This is a genomic window from Paraburkholderia lacunae (assembly GCF_003353175.1).
Taxonomy (GTDB): domain Bacteria; phylum Pseudomonadota; class Gammaproteobacteria; order Burkholderiales; family Burkholderiaceae; genus Paraburkholderia; species Paraburkholderia lacunae.
The window spans coordinates 66,182-85,875 of the sequence record NZ_QHKS01000015.1; the positions used below are offsets into that span (position 1 = coordinate 66,182).

Here is a 19,694-nt window from a genome sequence, read left to right on the forward strand (position 1 = left end):
GGGAATGCGGGACGGCATCCGCGCGGCGGACGGAATGTCCGCTACGCAAAAAATCAAATACGGCATTGTAAACGGTTGGGGATCGCACGGCCGGTGCTAATGAACCGGCCGGAAGGGATAGGACCGCTGCCGGCGGGCGGGCGTGTCCGGCCGCATGCGCTGCGCCGTACACCGTGCTGTGTATACTTGCGCGACCTATTCCGTCACTCCGCACCCACCACGCAATTCAGGTATGCAAGAAACCACCCTCGGCGTCGCCATCATCACCAGAAACGCGGCGGCTCGGCTGGCCGAATGCCTGCAAGCCGTGGCCTTCGCCGATCAGATCGTCGTGATCGACGGCGGCAGCACCGACGGTACTGTCGAGATCGCCCGCGCACACGGCGCCCGCGTGCTCGAACAAACCGACTGGCCTGGCTTCGGTCCGCAAAAAAACCGCGCGCTCGATCAGCTGTCCACCACCTGGGTACTCTCGATCGACGCCGACGAAATCGTCTCGCCGGAACTTGCGGCGGCAATCCGCGCGGCCCTTGCCGCGCCCACCACCGACGTCTACGCGGTGGATCGCCTGTCGAGCTTTTGCGGCCACTGGATTCGGCACAGCGGCTGGTATCCGGACTGGATTCCGCGTCTGTTCAAGCGCGGCGCGGCGCGTTTTTCTGACGACCTGGTGCACGAGCGCCTGGTGTTCGACACGCCGGCGCAGCGCCTGACCGGCAAGCTGATGCACTACTCGTACGAAGACTTCGAGGGCGTATTGCGCAAGCTCGACACGTATTCGACGGCAGGCGCTCAGCAGCGTCACGCAGCAGGCAAGCGCGGCAGTTTCGGCAAGGCCGTGGGTCGCGGCCTGTGGGCGTTCGTGCGGACTTACCTCTTGCGGCGCGGGTTTCTCGACGGCCGTGCCGGATTCATGATCGCCGTGTTCAATGCGGAAACGGTGTACTACCGGTTCGTGAAGCTGGCGCGACTGGGGGACAAGCCGCGGGCGACTCCGCCCGCCCGGCCTCAATAGACGATTTCGATCGAACTTCCGGCGAACTCGCCGCGCAATGCAGCCAGCAGTTCGTCGGTAGGTTTCACGCGCCATGCGTCGCCCAGACGCATTTCCCCTTGTGCATTCTCGCTGCGATAGACCACTTGCACAGCGAGCCCATTCGGGATCTGGACAGCCTGGCGCTGGCGGCCATCACCACCGCCATAGCCGCCGCCGTTCCGGCCGCCACCACCACCGCCCCGCACTGACGCAGCGGGCGCCGCCGCTGCCTGCGGCTCGTCCTTGCCCGCGCTATGCGCTTCGAGCACACGCCGCAACGCCGAGGCGTCCGCATTGCCGTTCATCTGAACCTTGACGGCTTCCGCGTAACGGCAACGCGCGCGGCCGAGGTCCATCACCGTCTCGACAGTGAAGCGAATGCCGCCCGTGAACGCGTCATTACGCGCCTGGCCCTGCACGACCAGCAGTTCGTCTTCCTTGAACAGCTGCTTGTGCGCTTCGAAGGTCTCGTTGAAGACGGTCACTTCGCATTGGCCGGTGCCGTCGTCGAGCAGCGCGATCAGCATCTTGCCGCGCTGGGTCATCTGCGTGCGCAGCGACGCGATCACGCCCGCCACCAGCTTGTCGCGCCCTTCCTTCAGATCGCCGATTTTCTGGCGCACGAAACGGCGCACTTCGTCCTTGTACGCATCGAACAGATGGCCCGACAGGTAGAAGCCGAGCGCGGCCTTCTCTTCCTGCAACTTCTTCTTTTCCGGCCATTCCGGTTCGTCGAGCAGTTCATGACCTTGCGACGGCGCGTCGCCCATGTCGAACAGACCCGCCTGCATGGCGTTGGCGCTCGCCTGCTCGGCGGCTTCCATTGCCAGCGACACCGATGCGATCAGCTGCGCGCGATTCGCATGCAACGTGTCGAATGCGCCGGCGCGGATCAATGCCTCCACCGTCCGGCGATTGACGATCCGGCGATCGATCCGATTGCAGAAATCGAAGATGTCGATGAACGGACCTTCTTCGCGCGCGCGCAGGATTTCTTCGATCGCGTTCTGGCCGCTGCCCTTGATCGCGCCAAGACCGTAACGGATCGTTTTCGAGCGCTTGCCGTCCGCTTCCGCGACCGGTTCGAAACGGTACGCCGACTGGTTGACGTCCGGCGGCAACACCTTCATCCCGTTCGTGAGGCAGTCTTCGAACAGAATCTTGACCTTGTCCGTGTCGTCCATGGCGAGCGACATATTGGCTGCCATGAATTCGGCCGGATGGTGCGCCTTCAGCCATGCGGTGTGGTACGCGAGCAGCGCGTAGGCAGCCGCGTGCGACTTGTTGAAGCCGTAGCCCGCGAACTTCTCCATCAAGTCGAAGATTTCGTCGGCTTTCTCGGCACTCAGGCCGTTTTTCGCGGCACCTTCGCGGAACAACGCGCGGTGCTCGGCCATTTCCTCGGCCTTCTTCTTACCCATCGCGCGACGCAGCAAGTCTGCGCCGCCGAGCGAGTAGCCGCCGATGATCTGCGCCATCTGCATCACCTGCTCCTGATAGACCATGATGCCGTAGGTCTCTTTCAGGATCGGCTCGACGCGCGGATCGGGATACTCGACCGTTTCGCGGCCGTGCTTACGCGCACAGAAGCTCGGAATCAGGTCCATCGGGCCCGGACGATACAACGCCACCAGCGCGATGATGTCCTCGAAACGGTCAGGCTGGGCGTCTTTCAGCATGCCTTGCATGCCGCGGCTTTCCAGCTGGAACACGGCGACCGTATTCGCTTTCTTCAGGATCGAGAACGACGCCGGATCGTCGAGCGGCACTTGCGCGAGCGACCAGTCCTTCTTCGACGGATCGAGGCGCCGGATATAGCGTTCGGCCCAGTCGAGAATCGTCAGCGTGGTCAGGCCCAGAAAGTCGAACTTCACGAGGCCGACGGCCTCGACGTCATCCTTGTCGTACTGGCTCACGACGCCGCTCTCGTCGCCCTGCGTGTAAAGCGGGCAGAAATCGGTCAGCTTGCCTGGCGCGATCAGCACACCGCCCGCGTGCATGCCGACGTTACGCGTCAGGCCTTCCACACGCTGCGCGAGTTCGAGCAACTGATGCACTTCGTCTTCGTTGTCGAAGCGCTCCTGCAGGAGCGGCTCTTCCTTCATCGCGTCGGCAATGGTGACGTGCTTGCCCGGCTTGAACGGAATCAGCTTGGCGATGCCGTCCGTGAACATATAGCCCAGATCGAGCACGCGGCCGATGTCGCGCACCGCGGCCTTCGCCGCCATCGTACCGAACGTGGCGATCTGCGACACGGCGTCCGCACCGTACTTGTCCTTCACGTACTGAATCACGCGATCGCGGCCGTGCTGGCAAAAGTCGATGTCGAAGTCGGGCATCGAGACCCGCTCCGGATTCAGGAACCGTTCGAACAGCAGGTTGTAGCGCAGCGGATCGAGGTCGGTCACGCCGAGCGCATACGCGACCAGCGAACCCGCGCCCGAACCCCGGCCCGGACCGACCGGCACGCCGTTGTTCTTCGCCCAGTTGATGAAGTCCGCGACGATCAGGAAGTAGCCCGGAAAGCCCATCTTGACGATCGTGCCGCACTCGAATTCGAGGCGTTTGTAGTACGTTTCGCGCTGCGCGTCCCGTTCCGCCTGATCCGGGTACAGCTGCTCGAGCCGCTTCTCCAGACCTTCCTTCGACAGATGCACGAGGTAGTCGTCCAGCGACATGCCGTCGGGCGTCGGAAACAGCGGCAGCTTCGGCTTGCCGAGTTCGAGCGTCAGGTTGCAGCGCCTGGCGATTTCGACGGTATTGGCGAGCGCCGCTGGAATGTCCGCGAACAGCGCAGTCATCTCTTCCTGCGTGTGGAAATGCTGCTCGGCCGTAAAGCGTTTCGAGCGGCGCGGATTCGCCAGAATGTCGCCTTCGGAAATACACACGCGCGCCTCGTGCGCGGTGAAATCGTCCGGCGTCATGAACTGCATCGGGTGTGTGGCGGCCACCGGCAGTTTCAGCGACGCCGCGAGCGCCACCGCCTGCTGCACGTACTGCTCGCCGCCCGGCTGGCCGCAGCGTTGCAACTCGATATAGAAGCCGTTCGGAAACACCTTCGCCCAGTGCTGCGCGTTGCGCTTCGCCGCCTCTTCGTTACCGGCGGCCAACGCCAGACCGATGTCGCCCTGTTGTGCGCCGGACAACGCAAGCAGGCCTTCGCCCAGACCGGACTCGAGCCAGCCGGCTTCGACTTCCGCGCGGCCGCGATACTGGTTCGTGAGCGAAGCCTTGCTGAGCAGTTCGCACAGATTCAGATAGCCGCGCCGGTCTTTGACCAGCAGCAACAGGCGCGAGGGCTTTTCGCGGTCGTCCGGATTGGTGATCCAGACGTCGCAGCCGGCAATGGGTTTGACCCCTTTGCCACGGGCTTCCTTGTAGAAACGGACGAGGCCGAACGCGTTACCGAGATCGGTGAGGGCGAGCGCGCCCTGACCATCTTTGGCGGCGGCCTTGACGATGTCGTCGAGGCGCACGATGCCATCGGCAATCGAGAATTCGGAGTGAACGCGGAGATGAACGAAGCGAGGATCTGACATGGGCGACATTGTAACTCCACCCTCCCGGAGTTTTCAGGCCAAACCCGCGCGTTGGCCGTTCGGCCAGGGACTCAACGCGTGAGCACCGCGCGCCGGCGTCCGGCGGCGGCGAACGGGTGGAACAACGGGGTTGAACACTGGGTTTGAACAACGCGCGCAATCTGTGCGCCTCGATCGCGCGAAGGCGCACGTCGGGCGCCAACGCGGCCCAGATTCGTGCGCGCTTTGCGCTGGCGCAACAGGCTGACCATTCGGCCGAGTCGGTCGAAGCGTCGGCTTGAGGGATAATACGGGTTTCACCCTTTCGACGTGGCCGCGCCACACAGCGGCTCAATGCGCGCCGCTCTCACGCCGCTGGCCGCTTTTTACCGCTGGACAAACATGAGCATCGTCAATCTCGCCGCGTATCACTTCGCGACTATCGAAAACACAGCCGCATGGCGGCCTTTCGTCACCGAGCGCTGCAGCGCGCTCGGCTTGCGCGGCACCGTGCTGCTGGCGCCGGAAGGCATCAATCTGTTCGTCGCCGGCACGCGCGCCGCGGCGGACGCGTTTATCGACTACATCCGCCACGATCCGCTGTTCGAGGGCAAGTTCGCAAATCTGCAGTTCAAGGAAAGCCCGTCGGAAAAGCAGCCGTTTCGCCGCATGCTGGTCAAGCTCAAGCGCGAGATCATCACGATGAAAAAGCCGGCGATCCGGCCGGAACTCGGCCGCGCGCCGTTCGTCGACGCACCCACGCTGAAAACCTGGCTCGACCGCGGCCACGACGACGAAGGCCGGCCGGTCGTGATGCTCGACACGCGCAATGCGTTCGAAGTGGACGTCGGCACCTTCGACGACGCGCTCGACTACCGCATTACGAAATTCAGCGAGTTTCCCGAAGTCATCGAGCAAAACCGTGCCGACCTCCAGGGCAAGACGGTCGTGTCCTTCTGCACCGGCGGGATCCGTTGCGAGAAGGCCGCGATCCATATGAAGGAAGTCGGCATCGAGAACGTGTACCAGCTCGAAGGCGGCATCCTCAAGTATTTCGAGGAAGTGGGCGGCGCGCATTACCACGGCGACTGCTTCGTGTTCGACTATCGCACCGCGCTCAATCCGCAACTGGAACCGACCGCGACCGTGCAATGCTTCGGCTGCCGCGCGGTGGTCACACCGCAAGCGCAGCAATCGCCGTTGTATGTGGCGGGCAAGACGTGTCCGGAATGCCATCCGGACAGCAAGGCTGCACGCGCCGCGTGACGAGCGCCATCCCTAGCGCGCAATAATCCACCCGTCAAACCCATGGCTTATCGCGGACGCTTTGCGCCATCTCCTACAGGGCCGTTGCATTTCGGCTCGCTGGTCAGCGCGCTCGCAAGCTGGCTGGACGCGCGTGCGCATGGCGGCGCATGGCTCGTGCGTATCGAAGACATCGACGCGCCGCGCGCGGTTCCAGGCGCCGCCGAAGACATACTCGCCACGCTCGCGCGTTTCGGCCTGCACGCCGACGAGCCGCCGGTCTGGCAAAGCCGGCGCATCGCACGGTATCAGGAAACACTGGAGCAGCTGAAGGCTACCGGCTTGATCTACCCGTGCGGCTGCACGCGCAAGGAGATTGCCGATTCGTTATTGCATGCGCACGCGCGCAACACCACACTCGCGTACCCCGGCACGTGCCGCGACGGCCTGCACGGCAAGCCTGCGCGCGCATGGCGTCTGCGCGTGCCGGACGGCCAAGCTGCGGTGATGACATTCGAAGACCGTTGGCAGGGCACACAGACACAGAACCTGGCCACCGAGGTCGGTGATTTCGTGCTGAAGCGAGCGGACGGCCAGTGGGCGTATCAACTGGCGGTGGTGGTGGACGACGCCGACGCGGGCGTGACGCACGTCGTACGAGGCGCGGACCTGATGGATTCGACGGCGCGGCAGATTTACCTGCAGCGCTGCCTCGGCGTGCCGACGCCCGAGTACCTGCATGTGCCGGTCGTCACGAACGACCAGGGTGAAAAGCTCAGTAAGCAAAACGGCGCTATCGCGCTGGATGCTGAAACACCGCTCGAAGCGCTTGGCGCAGCCGCACGGTATCTGGGACTGGAGTTAGGGAGCGCCGGGCATACGACGCCAGAAGGCTTTTATGCTGCGGCAACGTCGGCATGGGCACGGCGAATGGGTGTGCGCAAAACGGGGCGCTAGGACACGAGTCGAGCACGGCCAGCGGCTGTAGAAATACCGCTGCGGCGCGCGCAGCCCCGCCGGAAGAATGGCCGCCTCGCCACTAGCACTAGCGCGAAAGACGCGGGAACGCGGACCCGATGTCCCGCTACCATGCCGGCGCGAGAATCCCGCTTAAGACCAAAGAAAGGCCAAGGAAAGCCCAACGAGCAGATACCAGAATCAGGAAGTAGACTTCCTCGGCATCCCGAACCCACCCAGCAGTGCAGCCAGCGGCTGTTTGGACGAAGACTTCTGCGGAGCCGCAGACGCGGCAGCCTCGTCGACTTTCCGAACGGAAGAAGGCGACGGCTCATACGGTTTGAGGAAGAAATCATCCACAGGCTGAGCACGATGATGATGCGGACGATCGAACGAAACCGAAGAAGCGGCCCCGGAACGCCGGCGCCCCGCCCGCTCATCGCGCCCTTCGCGCTCGCGCCGCGGCGCCCGCTCTTCATGGTGATGCCGCACCGGCGTATCGACAGTCAAGCGTTGCACATCCAGCGGCCGCTTGATCAGCTTCTCGATATCGGCGAGCTGCTTACGCTCATTCGGGCTGCACAACGACAAAGCATCGCCGGAAGCGCCAGCACGCCCGGTGCGCCCGATCCGGTGCACATAATCTTCCGCGTTGAACGGCAGATCGAAATTGATAACAGCAGGCAGCTCGGCGATATCCAACCCACGCGCCGCCACGTCAGTAGCGACCAGCGCCTCGATCTCGCCACGCTTGAAAGCGTCCAGAGCCTGCATGCGCTCATTCTGCGTGCGGTCGCCATGAATCGCAGTAGCGACAACGCCATCGCGTTCCAGACTCCGCGCCAGACGGCTTGCACCAATCTTGCTGTTACAGAACACGATCACCTGCTTGAGGCCGCGTTCACGAATCAGTTGCACCACCGCGCCGGTCTTGTCGCCTTCGGGGACCTCATAAACGATCTGCGTCACATTGGTCGCAGTCGAATTGCTGCGCGCGACTTCGATCGTCTGCGGATTGCGCAGGTAAGTGGCCGCGAGCTTCTTGATTTCACCCGAGAACGTGGCCGAAAACAGCAGCGTCTGACGCTCCTTCGGCAGCAGGTTCAGGATGCGCTGCAGATCGGGCAGGAAGCCCATGTCGAGCATCCGGTCGGCTTCGTCGAGCACGAGAATCTGCACCTGGCCGAGGTTGGCGGTTTTCTGTTGCACGTGATCGAGCAAACGGCCCGGTGTGGCGATCAGGATTTCGACGCCGCGGCGAAGTTGCTCGGATTGCGGATTCATATCGACGCCGCCGAACACCACGGCGCTGCGCAGCGCCGTGTGTTTCGCATACGCCTGCACGTTCGCGGCGACCTGATCGGCCAGTTCGCGGGTCGGCGTGAGGATCAGCGCGCGCACCGGATGGCGGGCGGGCGATGCGCTCGTGCTGGCCTGCGGCAGCAAGCGCTGGATGATCGGCAGCGAGAAGCTGGCCGTCTTGCCGGTGCCGGTTTGCGCGGCGCCCATGACGTCACGCCCGGCCAGCACGACGGGAATCGCCTGCTCCTGGATCGGCGTAGGCGTGGTGTAGCCCGATTCTTTGACGGCTTTCAGGATGTCGGGCGCGAGACCGAATTGATCAAAAGTCGCAGTGCTGGGCGTGACGGCTGTGTCGGACATGGTGGCTTTCGCTAAAAATGCGCTTGGCGCGTGCGCGCGGCAGCGGTCGGAACCGCAGAAGGCATCAGGATGAAGGCGGAGCCACGGCGTTCCGCACGGGACCCGTCGGAATTGCGGGAAAAAATGCGGCCGGCTCCGGCCGGCGGAAACACCCGCCGGAAAGGGCGCTATTGTAGCACTTCAGCAAAAACACTCATGGCGCATGTGCCGGCTTTCTGCTTACGCCGGCAAAACCGTCCGGGCGACCCGGTCAACCGGCCGTGCGGGCCGGCTTGGGCCAATCGCAGCCCCGCACGCGGGCGCCTCGCTGGCAGCGTAGTTGGTGCAGACGACAGTTGCGTGACAGCAGCGATGCCGCGCCCGCGCTGTCGCCCGACGGCAGTATCCGGCCCGGGGCCGGATTCCGGCGCACAAACCGCGTCCGCGGGCGCCGAGCGCCAGAAACATCCCCGGCAGCACGCCGCCCCGCCCGTCACCACGTCTCGCGCATCACCATCAGCCGCAGCTCGGTCATATCCTCGATCGCGTAGCGCACACCCTCGCGCCCCAGCCCCGAATCCTTCACACCGCCGTACGGCATGTTGTCGACCCGGAACGAAGGCACGTCGTTGATCACCACGCCGCCCACTTCGAGCAGGTCCCACGCGCGATGCGCATGCGCGAGCGAATCGGTGAACACGCCGGCTTGCAGGCCGAAGTCGCTGTCGTTGACCGTAGTCAGCGCCGCGTCGAAATCATCGAAACGCTCCAGCATCGCCACTGGCCCAAAGGCTTCCTTGCGATACAGATCGGTGTCGCGCTTCACGCCCTCGAGCAGCGTCGCCTCGAACATCGCGCCCTCGACCTTGCCTCCCGCGACGATTGCCGCGCCCGCCTGCTCCGCGCTTTCCATCCAGCCGGCGAGGCGTCTCGCTTCCGACTCGGAGATCATCGGCCCGACAAAGGTCTTTTCGTCTTTCGGATCGCCCATCACCAGCGACTTCGTCTTCGCGATCAGTTTTTCGCGCAGCGCGTCGTAGACCTTCGCATGCACCAGAATCCGCTGCACGCCGATGCAACTCTGCCCTGACTGGTAGAACGCGCCGAACGCAAGCCGGTCGACCACGTAATCGAGCTTGCCGCCCTGATCGCCGTCGACGATCGCCGCCGCGTTGCCGCCCAGCTCCAGAATCACCTTCTTCTTGCCGGCCTTCTTCTTCAGCTCCCAGCCGACCGCCGGCGAGCCGGTGAACGACAGCAGCTTGAATCGCTCGTCGGTAGTAAACAGATCGGCGCCGTCCCGATGCGCGGGAAGGATCGAGAATGCGCCTTTCGGCAAGTCCGTTTCCGCCAGAATCTCGCCCATGATCAGCGCGCCGACCGGCGTGCGGCTCGCGGGCTTCAGCACGAACGGCACGCCCGCGGCGAGCGCCGGCGCAACCTTATGCGCGGTCAGATTCAACGGGAAATTGAACGGCGAGATGAACGAGCACGGACCGATCGGCACGCGCTTCACATAGGCGTGATAGCCCTTCGCGCGCGGCGAGATCTCCAGATTGACGATCTCGCCATCGATGCGCACCGACTCTTCGGCCGCCACCTTGAACGTATCGATTAGCCGCGTGACTTCGCCTTTCGAGTCGTTGATCGGCTTGCCGGCTTCGATACAGAGCGCGAGCGCGAGTTCGTCGTAACGCTCGCGAAAGCGCTTCACGCAATGTTCCAGCACGGCCTGGCGCTTGAAGGGCGGAAACGCGCGCAACGCAGGCAACGCGTCGACGGCATAACCGATCGCCTTGTCGATGGCGGCCGCGTCCGCCATCGCGACGCGGGTCGCTACCTCGCCGCTGAATTTGTCGGTCACTTCGAGATCGGTGTTGGCGGCCACCGCCTGGTTGGCGAGGTAGTACGGGTAAGTCTTCTGCAACATGACGCGTTCTCCTTGATCCGATGCATGGTCAGCAGCGATGCAGCCAGCAGGGGCTATGCCCCGCCACCTCGGGTACGCTTACTACGCCTGCTACGCTAACCCGCGCTGCCCGTCTGCCGCGTGCGTGCCACTCACAATTGCGCGCTCAGCCGCTTGATCTCGCGATTGAGCACACGCTCGTTGTCCGAGTAATCGATCGGCACGTCGATGACGTGCACACCGGGTGTCGCGAAACATTCGCGCAGCAACGGCGCGAAGTCCGCCGCCGACTCCACCCGATGCCCGATCGCTCCATAACTCTGCGCATACGCGACGAAATCGGGGTTGCGCAGCGTCATGCCGTAGTCGGGAAAATTCATGTTCTCCTGCTTCCAGCGGATCATGCCAAACGCGTCGTCGCGCAGGATCAGGATCACCAGATCGAGCTTGAGGCGCACCGCCGTCTCGAGCTCCTGCGAATTCATCATGAAGCCGCCGTCGCCGCAGACGGCCATCACCTTGCGATCCGGGTGCACGATCTTCGTGGCAATCGCGGACGGCAAACCGGCGCCCATCGAAGCCAGCGCATTGTCGAGCAGCAGCGAATTCGGTTCGTGCGCGCGGTAGTAGCGCGCGAACCAGATCTTGTACATGCCGTTGTCCAGACACACGATGCCGTCCGCCGGCGCAGTCTCGTAGACGTCGTTGACGATCCGCACCGGATACATCGGAAAGCGGTCGTCGTGCTGGCCCTTCACCAGGTGCTCTTCGAAGTGCTGCTTGATCTCCTTGAAGCGCGTGAAATCCCAATGCTCCTTACGCTCCTTGAGACTTTCCTTCAGTTGCCACACTGCGTTGGCGATATCGCCGACCACTTCGATTTGCGGGAAATACACCGTATCGACTTCCGCACCCAGGAAGTTCACGTGAATCACAGTCTTCTCACCCGCTTCCCCGCTGCGCATGAAGAAAGGCGGCTTCTCGATCACGTCGTGGCCGACGTTGATGATGCAGTCCGCGTGGTCGATCGCGCGATGCACGAAGTCGCCGTCCGAGAGCGTGGCGTTGCCGAGCCACATCGGATGCGATTCGTCGATCACGCCCTTGCCCATCTGTGTCGTGAAGAACGGAATGCCGATCTGGTCGACGAATTCGCGCAGCATCCGCGTGGTGGTCTTGCGATTGCCGCCCGCGCCGATCATCAGCAACGGGTGCTTCGCGCTGGTGATCGCCTCGACCGCGCGCGCCACCGCTTTTTCCTCGGCGACCGGACGGCGGCTGTAGCTCTTCGGAATCGGCTTGCCGTCGCCCTCTTCGTGCGCGACGTCTTCGGGCAACTCCAGATGCGTGGCGCCGGGCCGCTCTTCCTCGGCCTGGCGGACCGCCTCGCGCACCGCCGCCGGAATGTTGGCGATCGACACGATCTGCCGCGTGTATTTGGTGAGCGGCTCCATCATCCGCACCACGTCGACGATCTGGAAATGCCCCTGCTTGCTCGACTTGATCGGCTTTTGCCCGGTCACCATCAGCATCGGCATGCCGCCCAGCTGCGCGTACGCGGCGGCGGTCACGAAATTGGTCGCGCCGGGACCGAGGGTGGCGAGACAGACGCCGGTGCGTCCGGTGAGACGCCCATAAGTGGCGGCCATGAAACCGGCTGCCTGCTCGTGACGCGTGAGGATCAGACGGATTTTCGAGCGGCGCAGCGATTCGAGCAGATCGAGATTTTCTTCACCGGGGATACCGAACACATACTCGACACCTTCGGCTTCCAGCGATTTGACGAACAGGTCCGATGCTTTCATGGAGGGTCTCGCTTGATGAAACGACGCGGGCCATGAGCCCGCGCGTTGAGGTCCGGGAACGGACGATCGAAGACGGCCGCCGCGCCGGCAACGCGCGGCCTGGCCCGCAGGGCACAGCGGAGCACTGCGAGGCACGGTCGGATAGAGCGAATGCCATGCCGGACAGCTTACTACTCGAACGGAAAAGATGCGCGCAGGCGGGCGATACCGCGAGGCAGAGGTCAGACGAGGCAAGCGGCGGCACGGTAGAGAAAGCCGCCACGTCGTGCTCAGCGATTGAGAGTGATGCAGTCGGACAGCACAGGCGGCGCGTTTTCGCCGTCCATTGCGTCGTACAGTTCGGCGCGCGGGCCTTTGGTCCACCACGTGTAGCTGCCGGCCTGATACTTCGCGCCGGAGGCCGACAGGGTGTTGACGAAGAGCAGTTGCTGGCCCTTCACCGGCACGAGTGCGAAGCTCTGGCCGTTCGCCGTGTTCCAATACGTCACTTGCAGGATCTTGCCGGTCGCGCAGGTGTATTTCTGCGTTTGCCGGTTTTTGGCCTGAATCTCGGCGAGCCGCAATGGCGCGGCCCATGCGTTGCCGTACAGCGCCGCGAAACTCACCGCCGCGGTTACTGCAACAAGCCATTTCTTCATCGAATGCCTCGCTTGTCGTTGCGCATCATGCATAGGCCGGCACGCCGGCGGAGCGCTTGCGGGCCGCCCACGGCCCGCTGATGAATCGCCGATGAATCGCTGACGAATCGCCGATGGGACCGCTCTAAGGATCGATCACGTCGGCGCACGCATCAGTGGGCGCAGCGGCGACGTGGCCGACCAGCGGCACGATCTTCAAACCCGCCGAAGCGACCCGGCACGGCGCGGCGGCAAGGCCGCACCCTGTCATCCCGGCACACAGCGCGAGCAGCACGGCGAGTGCGCCAAGCCGGCCAGGCGTCCCACGTCGCGTATCTTTGCGAGATTCCAGGGCCATACCTACCTCTACTTCAACGATTCAGGATTCGCGCGCTACGGGTTTGCAAAGCGCGCGTGACTTCATTGCATGTCGAGACGGTCCGGCGCGCTTCAGCACGCGTTACTTCGCGGAAACCGGATGCACCGCTGCCGCAGCCTGCTTCGCCCGCGAGCGCGCTTCGTCGATGTTCGCGCCGCTGGCGAGCGCTACGCCCATGCGGCGCTTGACGAAACTCTCCGGCTTGCCGAAGAGGCGCAGATCCGCGTTCGGCACCGCCAACGCCGCCGCGACACCTTCGAAAGCAATGCCCACTTCGTCCAGACCGCCGTAAATCACCGCCGACGCCCCCGGCGCGCGCAACGAAGTATCCACCGGCAAACCGAGGATCGCGCGCGCATGCAACTCGAACTCCGAAAAGCGCTGCGAGCATAGCGTGACGAGACCCGTATCGTGCGGACGCGGGCTGACTTCCGAAAACCATACGTCATCGCCGCGTACAAAAAGTTCCACGCCGAACAGGCCCCTGCCGCCCAACGCCGCTGTCACTTTGTGCGCTACTTCGCGCGATCGTTCGAGCGCGAGCGGGCTCATCGGCTGCGGCTGCCACGACTCGACGTAGTCGCCCGCCACTTGCACGTGGCCAATCGGATCGCAGAAACAGGTGCTGACTTCGCCGCTCGCCGGATCGATCGCGCGCACGGTCAGCTGGGTAATTTCGTATTCGAAGTCGATAAAACCTTCGACGATCACGCGGCCATGATTCACACGGCCGCCGGCCATCGCGTATTGCCACGCGGGTTCGACGTCGGCGTCGCTCTTCAGCACCGATTGCCCCTTGCCCGACGACGACATGACCGGCTTCACCACGCACGGGTAGCCGACCTTGGCGATGCCCGCGCGCAGTTCGTCGAGCGAATCGGCGAATGCGTACGGCGAGGTCGGCAGGCCGAGGTCCTCGGCGGCGAGACGCCGGATGCCTTCGCGGTTCATCGTCAGTTGCGTGGCGCGCGCGGTCGGGATCACCTCGGCGAGACCGTCGGTTTCGATCGCGGCGAGCGCGTCGGTGGCGATCGCTTCGATCTCGGGGACGATCAGATGCGGGCGCTCCTGTTCGACCAGCGCGCGCAACGCGGCGCGGTCGGTCATGTCGATCACGTGCGAGCGGTGCGCGACCTGGTGGCCCGGCGCGTTCGGGTAACGGTCGACCGCAATCACTTCGACGCCCAGCCGTTGCAGCGCGATGATCACTTCCTTGCCGAGCTCGCCGGCGCCGAGCAGCATGACGCGCGTGGCGGATCCAAAAAGGGGGGTGCCGATCCGTTTGCCGATCTGCATGGGGTCTCCAGATAAAAGTCGGATGAGGGTGGGATTGAGTGGAACACGATGTTAACATGCGCACCCCGATACATACCTCGATGCGCACCCCGACATAACCCCTTGCCACGCCTCGCTCGCCGGCCGCAGCGCAGTCTGCGCGCAAGGCGCGCGACAGCGCTGCGGCGCCCTCGGCACGCGGTCGCGCTCGCGTGCGGCGAGCTTAGTGCGTTACCCTTACGCCTTCGCCAGTTTGAAGTGGAACGACGCCATGCTCCAAAGCCCCTCCGCGCGACGTATTGCGCGCTTCATCGCAACGTGTTGTGCGCCGTCGACGGCAGCGCAGCCTGCCACACCGTCGTCCACGTTGTCCGCAGCGTCCCGGGCCACGCCACAAGTCGCGTCACACGTCGCGTCGCAAGTCGCGCCACAAGCCGCGCCGCCTGCACCGCGCGTGGCCGCTGCAGCGACCCGCCGTCGTGCCGTCACGCCGGCTGGTTCGCCGCTGCGCGCTTATCTGCGTACCTGGCTGCATGCTCATGCGCGCACCGCCGTCGCCGCGTTGAGCGTGGCTGCGCTGTGCAGCGCCTGCGCGATGCCGAAACATCCCGACTCGGAAGCCGCGCCGCCCGACCCGTTCAACCCTGCCGCGACGCAGCTGCTCGACGACACCAGCTGGGTGCTCTCGGGCTGGAAGCAGGCCGACGGCACGGCGCGTGCGGTTCCGTCCGCCGCCGAGGGCGCGCCGATCACGCTCGTGCTGTCCACGGACAAAGGCCAGCGCCACGCCAGCGGCTTTTCCGGCTGCAACCGCTACATGGGCTCGTACACGCTGAAAGACGGCAAACTGGGCTTCGGCACGCTGGGCGGCACACGCATGGCGTGCATGACGCCGGGCGGACAGATCGAAGGTGCGTATCTCAACGCGCTCGTACACATCGACCGTACCGGTGTGCAAATGCGCGAGCCGCAGCAGATGCAGCTGGTGCTCGATAACGGCGACACGCTGACGTTCGACCGCCGCGCAAAATGACTGGACCGTGCGGTCTGGGCCACGCGGTCCGGGCCATTCGGTGTGGGCCATTCGGTGTGGGCCATCCGGTTTGAGCCATTCGGTCTGAGCCATTCGGTCTGAGCCATGCGGTCTGAGCCATGCGGTCTGGGCCATTCGGTCTGAGCCATTCGGTCTGAGCCATGCGGTCTGGGCCATGCGGTCTGGGCCATTCGGTCCGGGCCATGCGGTCCGGGCCATGCGGTCCGGGCGGCGCGGCGGCCTCCTTGCCGCCGCGGCTGTCCGCATGACGCGCGCCGGTTGTCGCGGCAGCCGTTGTTTTTCACCGACGGCAGGCCGCGCGCCGGCCTGCTTTCCTACCGGGCGCAAGCAAACTTGCGTCTGCCTTCGAAGCATCGGGCTTCGCCGGTTTAAACTCGACGGATTGCGTTTTTGCGCGTCCGTCATTCGTTGATGTCAAGCATGCACACGGTAGTTTTCGGCTGGTTCGGCGGGTCGGCCGTCTGGTTCATTCCTCTTTTGTGGCGCCTCGTGAAGTCGGCGCTGCCGGGCGGCGCGGGTTTGCGCGGCCCCGGCACGATCCGCCTTTGGCTCGGCTTCGTCTGCGTGATGGTGGCGAGCTGCACGCTGGAGGCGTCGCTGATTGGCGCGGTGGGCTTCAATGGTGCCGGACATGCGCTGGCGGCAGGCTTCGGTCATCTGTTCGGCCATCCCGGCACGCCGCTCGCGGCGCTCGCGCTGCTGGCGATCAGCTTGCCCTGGCTGCTCGAGTTCCGCTGGCGCGACGTCGCGGTATGGGCCGACGGCGCGTTCGGCCTCGGCCTGTCGCGCGGTCTCGCCAAACGCGACGAGGAAGCGCGCCGCCATCGCAGCGTCGATGACGGTTTGCCGTCGCACGTTTCGCCGCCCGCCAATACGATGCCGCCCAAAAACAACGGACGCACCGGACGTTATGCCCGCCCGACCGTCTGGCGGCCGCCGGCGAGCGGGCGCGGCACGCCTGCGGCGGGGGCCGCGAGTGTGACGGGTGTGGCTGCGGCAGGCAAAGACGCGACGGCGCGCGGCGCCGGGGCGAACTGGCGCGCCGGCGGAGTGAAGCCGCGCAGCCAGACACAGCAAACTGAGCCGGCAACGCGGACGCCGTCGGGAACGCCGCCGCGCGAGGCGCCGGTAACGAGGCAAGCCCTGAACCAGGATAGGACCGCGGCGCGCATGCCCGCCGAGCCGGTTACGCCGGCCGGATGGTTGCGCGATCCGGCAGCGGCGCCCCGCGGCCCGGCATCCTCAACGGCATCGGGAGCGGGCTCGCGCGCGACCCCGGCTCGCGATGGCGGCGCGCAGATGGGCCGGCGCCCGGCCGGGGAGCAACGGCCGGCGGGTTCCATCGGCATTGGCTCGGGTGCGGCAGGCCTGGCCGGCGCAGCAGTCGCGCCGGCCGTCGCGGCACCCGCGTCGCAAACGCTGAATGCTGCGCGAACCGTTTCAGGCGCCGCGGCAAATACGGCTGCAAGTTCCACGTCCGGAGTGAGCCTTCCGTCCGCACGGCCGGGCGCTGCAAGCGCCGTGCCTTCAGGCAGCCAGCCCACGTCCGCCGGGCAGACGTTCGCGGCCGCCCCGGGGACGAACCTCGGCGCAACAGCGATTGCGCGCCGTCCGGCCCGGCACGACTCGCCCGCGCCCGGTTACACGCGGCCGATGGCGACGACGCAGCCGGTCACGCCGCCCGCCAGCGTGCAGGAAACCCTTCGCAGCATCGAGGAAAACGCCGCGCGCTGGACCGATCTCGCCGGTGTAAGTCTCGCACGCAGCACCGGTGCGGAAACGGCGACGGTGACGACGGTTTCGCCGGCTCCCGCGTTTGCTCCTGTCGAAGCCTCCACTGCGGCACCGGCGTCAAACCCGCTTCCGCAAACCGAAAGCGCGGAAGCTGCGGCGCTGCAAGCGGGCGCGCCTGCTGCGCCGGGTGAAGACCACCCAGCGCCCGCGTATCGATCGACGAGCCCTGGCGTCGAAACGGCGCAGATGGCGGCCGCGCCCGAAGCGCGCGTGACGGAATCCAGCGAGCCCGTCGTGCAATGGCCTATCGAGTCGCCAGTAACAGTGACAACGTCGAACGTTGCTGCCGCCGCAGCCGAGGATGCCGTCAACGCAGCGCACGCAGGACAGCCTACGTCTGCCGCTTCGCCGCAGATTGGAGCCCCGGGCAACGCAAGCTCCCCGGCAGTGCATATCGAGCGGCGTGAGCCGATCCAGACGCAAGCACCTGCCCTCGCGGCGGCGCCGATCGCCGAAGTCGTCATCGATCAAACCCTCGTGCCTTGGGAAACCAGCATCGAGGCCGTCGTGTCGCTGGGCGCGGCAGCGTCGGCGGGTGCGCAACGCGTGAGCAACACCACCGCGTCGAGCGATACCGCCGCCACGCATCACACCGTGCCATCGCTGCACGTCGTGAACACGAGCGAAGCGGCCGCACAAATCGAAACCGACCCGGTGGACTCCCCCGCCCTGTCAGATATGCCGGAAAAAAAGGACGCGGCTGCTGCCGCATCGCCGCAAAGCGCACCGCACGCGTCGAACGTCGTCCGCTTCCCTGGCTTCGCGGCGCAAGACGAACCGGCAGCAACGGATGATTTCGCCGACGAGCGCACCGGCGGGCCGACGACCGCACCGATCGCTTCATTCGCGCCATCGTCGGCGCCGTTCACCGCCGAACCGACAGCCGAACCTGCTGAACCTGCCGAACCTGCAGCCCCGCGTGCGCCGCTGCGCGGCCACAGCCCGACCAACGGTTTCGAGTTCCACGCGCCCGCCGCGTCGATGGTCGAATTGCCCACGCTGGATCTGCTCGCGCACGCCGACACCGATGTCGAACCGGTGTCCGAAGAAAAGCTCATCGAGACCGGGCTCCTGATCGAACAGCGCCTGCAGGAATTCAAAGTGCCCGTGACGGTGGTCGGCCACTCGGCCGGCCCGGTCATTACGCGCTTCGAAATCGAGCCGGCGCTCGGCGTGCGCGGCAGCCAGATCGTCGGCTTGATGAAGGATCTGTCGCGCGGCCTCGGCCTCACGTCGATCCGCGTCGTCGAGACGATTCCCGGCAAGACCTGCATGGGCCTCGAGTTGCCGAACGCGAAGCGCCAGACGATCCGGTTGTCCGAAATTCTCGAAGCGAGCGTCTACCAGAACTCGCATTCGCAGCTGACGCTGGCGATGGGCAAGGACATCACCGGTCATCCGGTGGTCGCCGATCTGGCGAAGGCGCCGCACATGCTGGTCGCGGGCACGACCGGTTCGGGCAAGTCGGTCGCGATCAACGCGATGATCTGCTCGCTGCTCTTCAAGGCGACGCCCGAAGAAGTGCGCCTGATCATGATCGATCCGAAGATGCTGGAGCTGTCGGTCTACGAAGGCATTCCGCATCTGCTCGCGCCGGTCGTCACCGATATGAAGCTGGCGGCCAACGCGCTGAACTGGTGCGTCGGTGAGATGGAAAAACGCTACCGCCTGATGTCGGCGGTCGGCGTGCGCAATCTGGCCGGTTTCAACCAGAAAATCCGCGACACCGAAGCCAAGGGCAAGAAGCTCGGCAATCCGTTCTCGCTCACGCCCGAAGCGCCCGAGCCGCTCGCGCCGCTGCCGCTCATCGTGGTGGTGATCGACGAGCTGGCCGATCTGATGATGGTTGCCGGCAAGAAGATCGAAGAGCTGATCGCGCGGCTCGCGCAAAAAGCGCGCGCCGCCGGCATCCACCTGATTCTCGCGACGCAGCGGCCGTCGGTGGACGTGATCACAGGCCTCATCAAGGCGAACATTCCAACGCGGGTGGCGTTCCAGGTGTCGTCGAAGATCGACTCGCGCACGATCCTCGATCAGATGGGCGCGGAATCGCTGCTCGGCCAGGGCGACATGCTGTTCCTGCCGCCGGGCACGGGTTACCCGCAGCGCGTGCACGGCGCATTCGTCGCCGACGAGGAAGTGCATCGGATCGTCGAGTATCTGAAGCAGTTCGGCGAGCCGCAATACGAGGAAGGCATTCTCGACGGCCCGGCCACCGATGGCGGTGCGGCGCAGGATCTGTTCGGCGACACGCCGGACGCCGAAGCCGACCCGCTCTACGACGAAGCCGTCGCCTTCGTGGTGCGGACACGGCGCGCGTCGATCTCGTCGGTGCAGCGGCAATTGCGCATCGGCTACAACCGCGCGGCGCGCCTCGTCGAGCAGATGGAGACAGCGGGCCTCGTGTCGGCAATGGGCATCAACGGCAGCCGCGAAGTGCTCGCACCAGGACCGGCTGAATAGA

General features: G+C 65.1%; 12 protein-coding genes. 5 read left to right on the plus strand and 7 right to left on the minus strand.

Going from position 1 to position 19,694, the window contains the following annotated elements; genetic code table 11:
* Positions 1-232: 232 nt before the first annotated feature.
* On the plus strand, positions 233-1,015 hold the full coding sequence (locus tag DLM46_RS22740; RefSeq protein ID WP_115104042.1) for a glycosyltransferase family 2 protein: 783 nt from the start codon (positions 233-235) through the stop codon (positions 1,013-1,015).
* Here the strand turns inward: DLM46_RS22740 and dnaE are convergent.
* Entirely contained in the window at positions 1,009-4,584 is a 3,576-nt protein-coding gene (gene dnaE, locus DLM46_RS22745) for a DNA polymerase III subunit alpha (RefSeq protein ID WP_115104044.1), read from the minus strand. The two genes, DLM46_RS22740 and dnaE, sit on opposite strands and share 7 nt — an antisense overlap.
* A gap of 372 nt (positions 4,585-4,956) precedes the next feature.
* Here dnaE and DLM46_RS22750 point away from each other — a divergent pair, with 372 nt between their 5' ends.
* Together DLM46_RS22750 and gluQRS are read left to right on the plus strand one after the other, a co-directional pair.
* Positions 4,957-5,820 (plus strand): sulfurtransferase, encoded by an 864-nt coding sequence (locus DLM46_RS22750; protein ID WP_115104287.1) that lies wholly within the window; start codon positions 4,957-4,959, stop codon positions 5,818-5,820.
* Between the two features lie 42 nt (positions 5,821-5,862).
* A complete protein-coding gene (gene gluQRS / locus DLM46_RS22755; protein WP_115104090.1) occupies positions 5,863-6,756 on the plus strand; it encodes a tRNA glutamyl-Q(34) synthetase GluQRS in 894 nt (297 codons plus the stop codon).
* Between the two features lie 201 nt (positions 6,757-6,957).
* Here the strand turns inward: gluQRS and DLM46_RS22760 are convergent, their stop codons facing one another.
* The 6 genes from DLM46_RS22760 to purT all read right to left on the minus strand — a co-directional run bounded on the left by DLM46_RS22760 (position 6,958) and on the right by purT (position 14,403).
* Positions 6,958-8,418 (minus strand): DEAD/DEAH box helicase, encoded by a 1,461-nt coding sequence (locus DLM46_RS22760; protein WP_115104092.1) that lies wholly within the window; start codon positions 8,416-8,418, stop codon positions 6,958-6,960.
* A gap of 472 nt (positions 8,419-8,890) precedes the next feature.
* A complete protein-coding gene (locus DLM46_RS22770) occupies positions 8,891-10,327 on the minus strand; it encodes an aldehyde dehydrogenase family protein (protein ID WP_115104094.1) in 1,437 nt (478 codons plus the stop codon).
* A gap of 131 nt (positions 10,328-10,458) precedes the next feature.
* Positions 10,459-12,111 carry an acetolactate synthase large subunit gene (locus DLM46_RS22775; RefSeq protein WP_115104096.1) on the minus strand — a complete coding sequence of 551 codons (1,653 nt, stop codon included), beginning with the start codon at positions 12,109-12,111 and terminating at the stop codon, positions 10,459-10,461.
* A gap of 269 nt (positions 12,112-12,380) precedes the next feature.
* Positions 12,381-12,749: an MliC family protein gene (locus DLM46_RS22780; RefSeq protein ID WP_115104098.1), complete on the minus strand. Its 369-nt coding sequence runs from the start codon at positions 12,747-12,749 to the stop codon at positions 12,381-12,383.
* A gap of 124 nt (positions 12,750-12,873) precedes the next feature.
* A complete protein-coding gene (locus DLM46_RS22785) occupies positions 12,874-13,086 on the minus strand; it encodes a DUF6726 family protein (protein WP_115104101.1) in 213 nt (70 codons plus the stop codon).
* 102 nt (positions 13,087-13,188) lie between these two features.
* Entirely contained in the window at positions 13,189-14,403 is a 1,215-nt protein-coding gene (gene purT, locus DLM46_RS22790) for a formate-dependent phosphoribosylglycinamide formyltransferase (protein WP_115104103.1), read from the minus strand.
* Positions 14,404-14,887: 484 nt separating this feature from the next.
* Here purT and DLM46_RS22795 point away from each other — a divergent pair, with 484 nt between their 5' ends.
* Both DLM46_RS22795 and DLM46_RS22800 read left to right on the plus strand, forming a co-directional pair.
* Positions 14,888-15,415: an META domain-containing protein gene (locus tag DLM46_RS22795; protein ID WP_244306339.1), complete on the plus strand. Its 528-nt coding sequence runs from the start codon at positions 14,888-14,890 to the stop codon at positions 15,413-15,415.
* A 441-nt stretch (positions 15,416-15,856) separates the two neighbouring features.
* On the plus strand, positions 15,857-19,693 hold the full coding sequence (locus tag DLM46_RS22800) for an FtsK/SpoIIIE family DNA translocase (RefSeq protein WP_115104105.1): 3,837 nt from the start codon (positions 15,857-15,859) through the stop codon (positions 19,691-19,693).
* The last annotated feature ends 1 nt before the right edge of the window (position 19,694 follow it).

Excerpts from the sequence above, each read along its gene's own strand:
- DLM46_RS22740 (WP_115104042.1), top strand. The coding sequence starts at position 233 with ATGCAAGAAACCACCCTCGGCGTCGCCATCATCACCAGAAACGCGGCG.
- dnaE (WP_115104044.1), bottom strand. The coding sequence starts at position 4,584 with ATGTCGCCCATGTCAGATCCTCGCTTCGTTCATCTCCGCGTTCACTCC.
- DLM46_RS22750 (WP_115104287.1), top strand. The coding sequence starts at position 4,957 with ATGAGCATCGTCAATCTCGCCGCGTATCACTTCGCGACTATCGAAAAC.
- gluQRS (WP_115104090.1), top strand. The coding sequence starts at position 5,863 with ATGGCTTATCGCGGACGCTTTGCGCCATCTCCTACAGGGCCGTTGCAT.
- DLM46_RS22760 (WP_115104092.1), bottom strand. The coding sequence starts at position 8,418 with ATGTCCGACACAGCCGTCACGCCCAGCACTGCGACTTTTGATCAATTC.
- DLM46_RS22770 (WP_115104094.1), bottom strand. The coding sequence starts at position 10,327 with ATGTTGCAGAAGACTTACCCGTACTACCTCGCCAACCAGGCGGTGGCC.
- DLM46_RS22775 (WP_115104096.1), bottom strand. The coding sequence starts at position 12,111 with ATGAAAGCATCGGACCTGTTCGTCAAATCGCTGGAAGCCGAAGGTGTC.
- DLM46_RS22780 (WP_115104098.1), bottom strand. The coding sequence starts at position 12,749 with ATGAAGAAATGGCTTGTTGCAGTAACCGCGGCGGTGAGTTTCGCGGCG.
- DLM46_RS22785 (WP_115104101.1), bottom strand. The coding sequence starts at position 13,086 with ATGGCCCTGGAATCTCGCAAAGATACGCGACGTGGGACGCCTGGCCGG.
- purT (WP_115104103.1), bottom strand. The coding sequence starts at position 14,403 with ATGCAGATCGGCAAACGGATCGGCACCCCCCTTTTTGGATCCGCCACG.
- DLM46_RS22800 (WP_115104105.1), top strand. The coding sequence starts at position 15,857 with ATGCACACGGTAGTTTTCGGCTGGTTCGGCGGGTCGGCCGTCTGGTTC.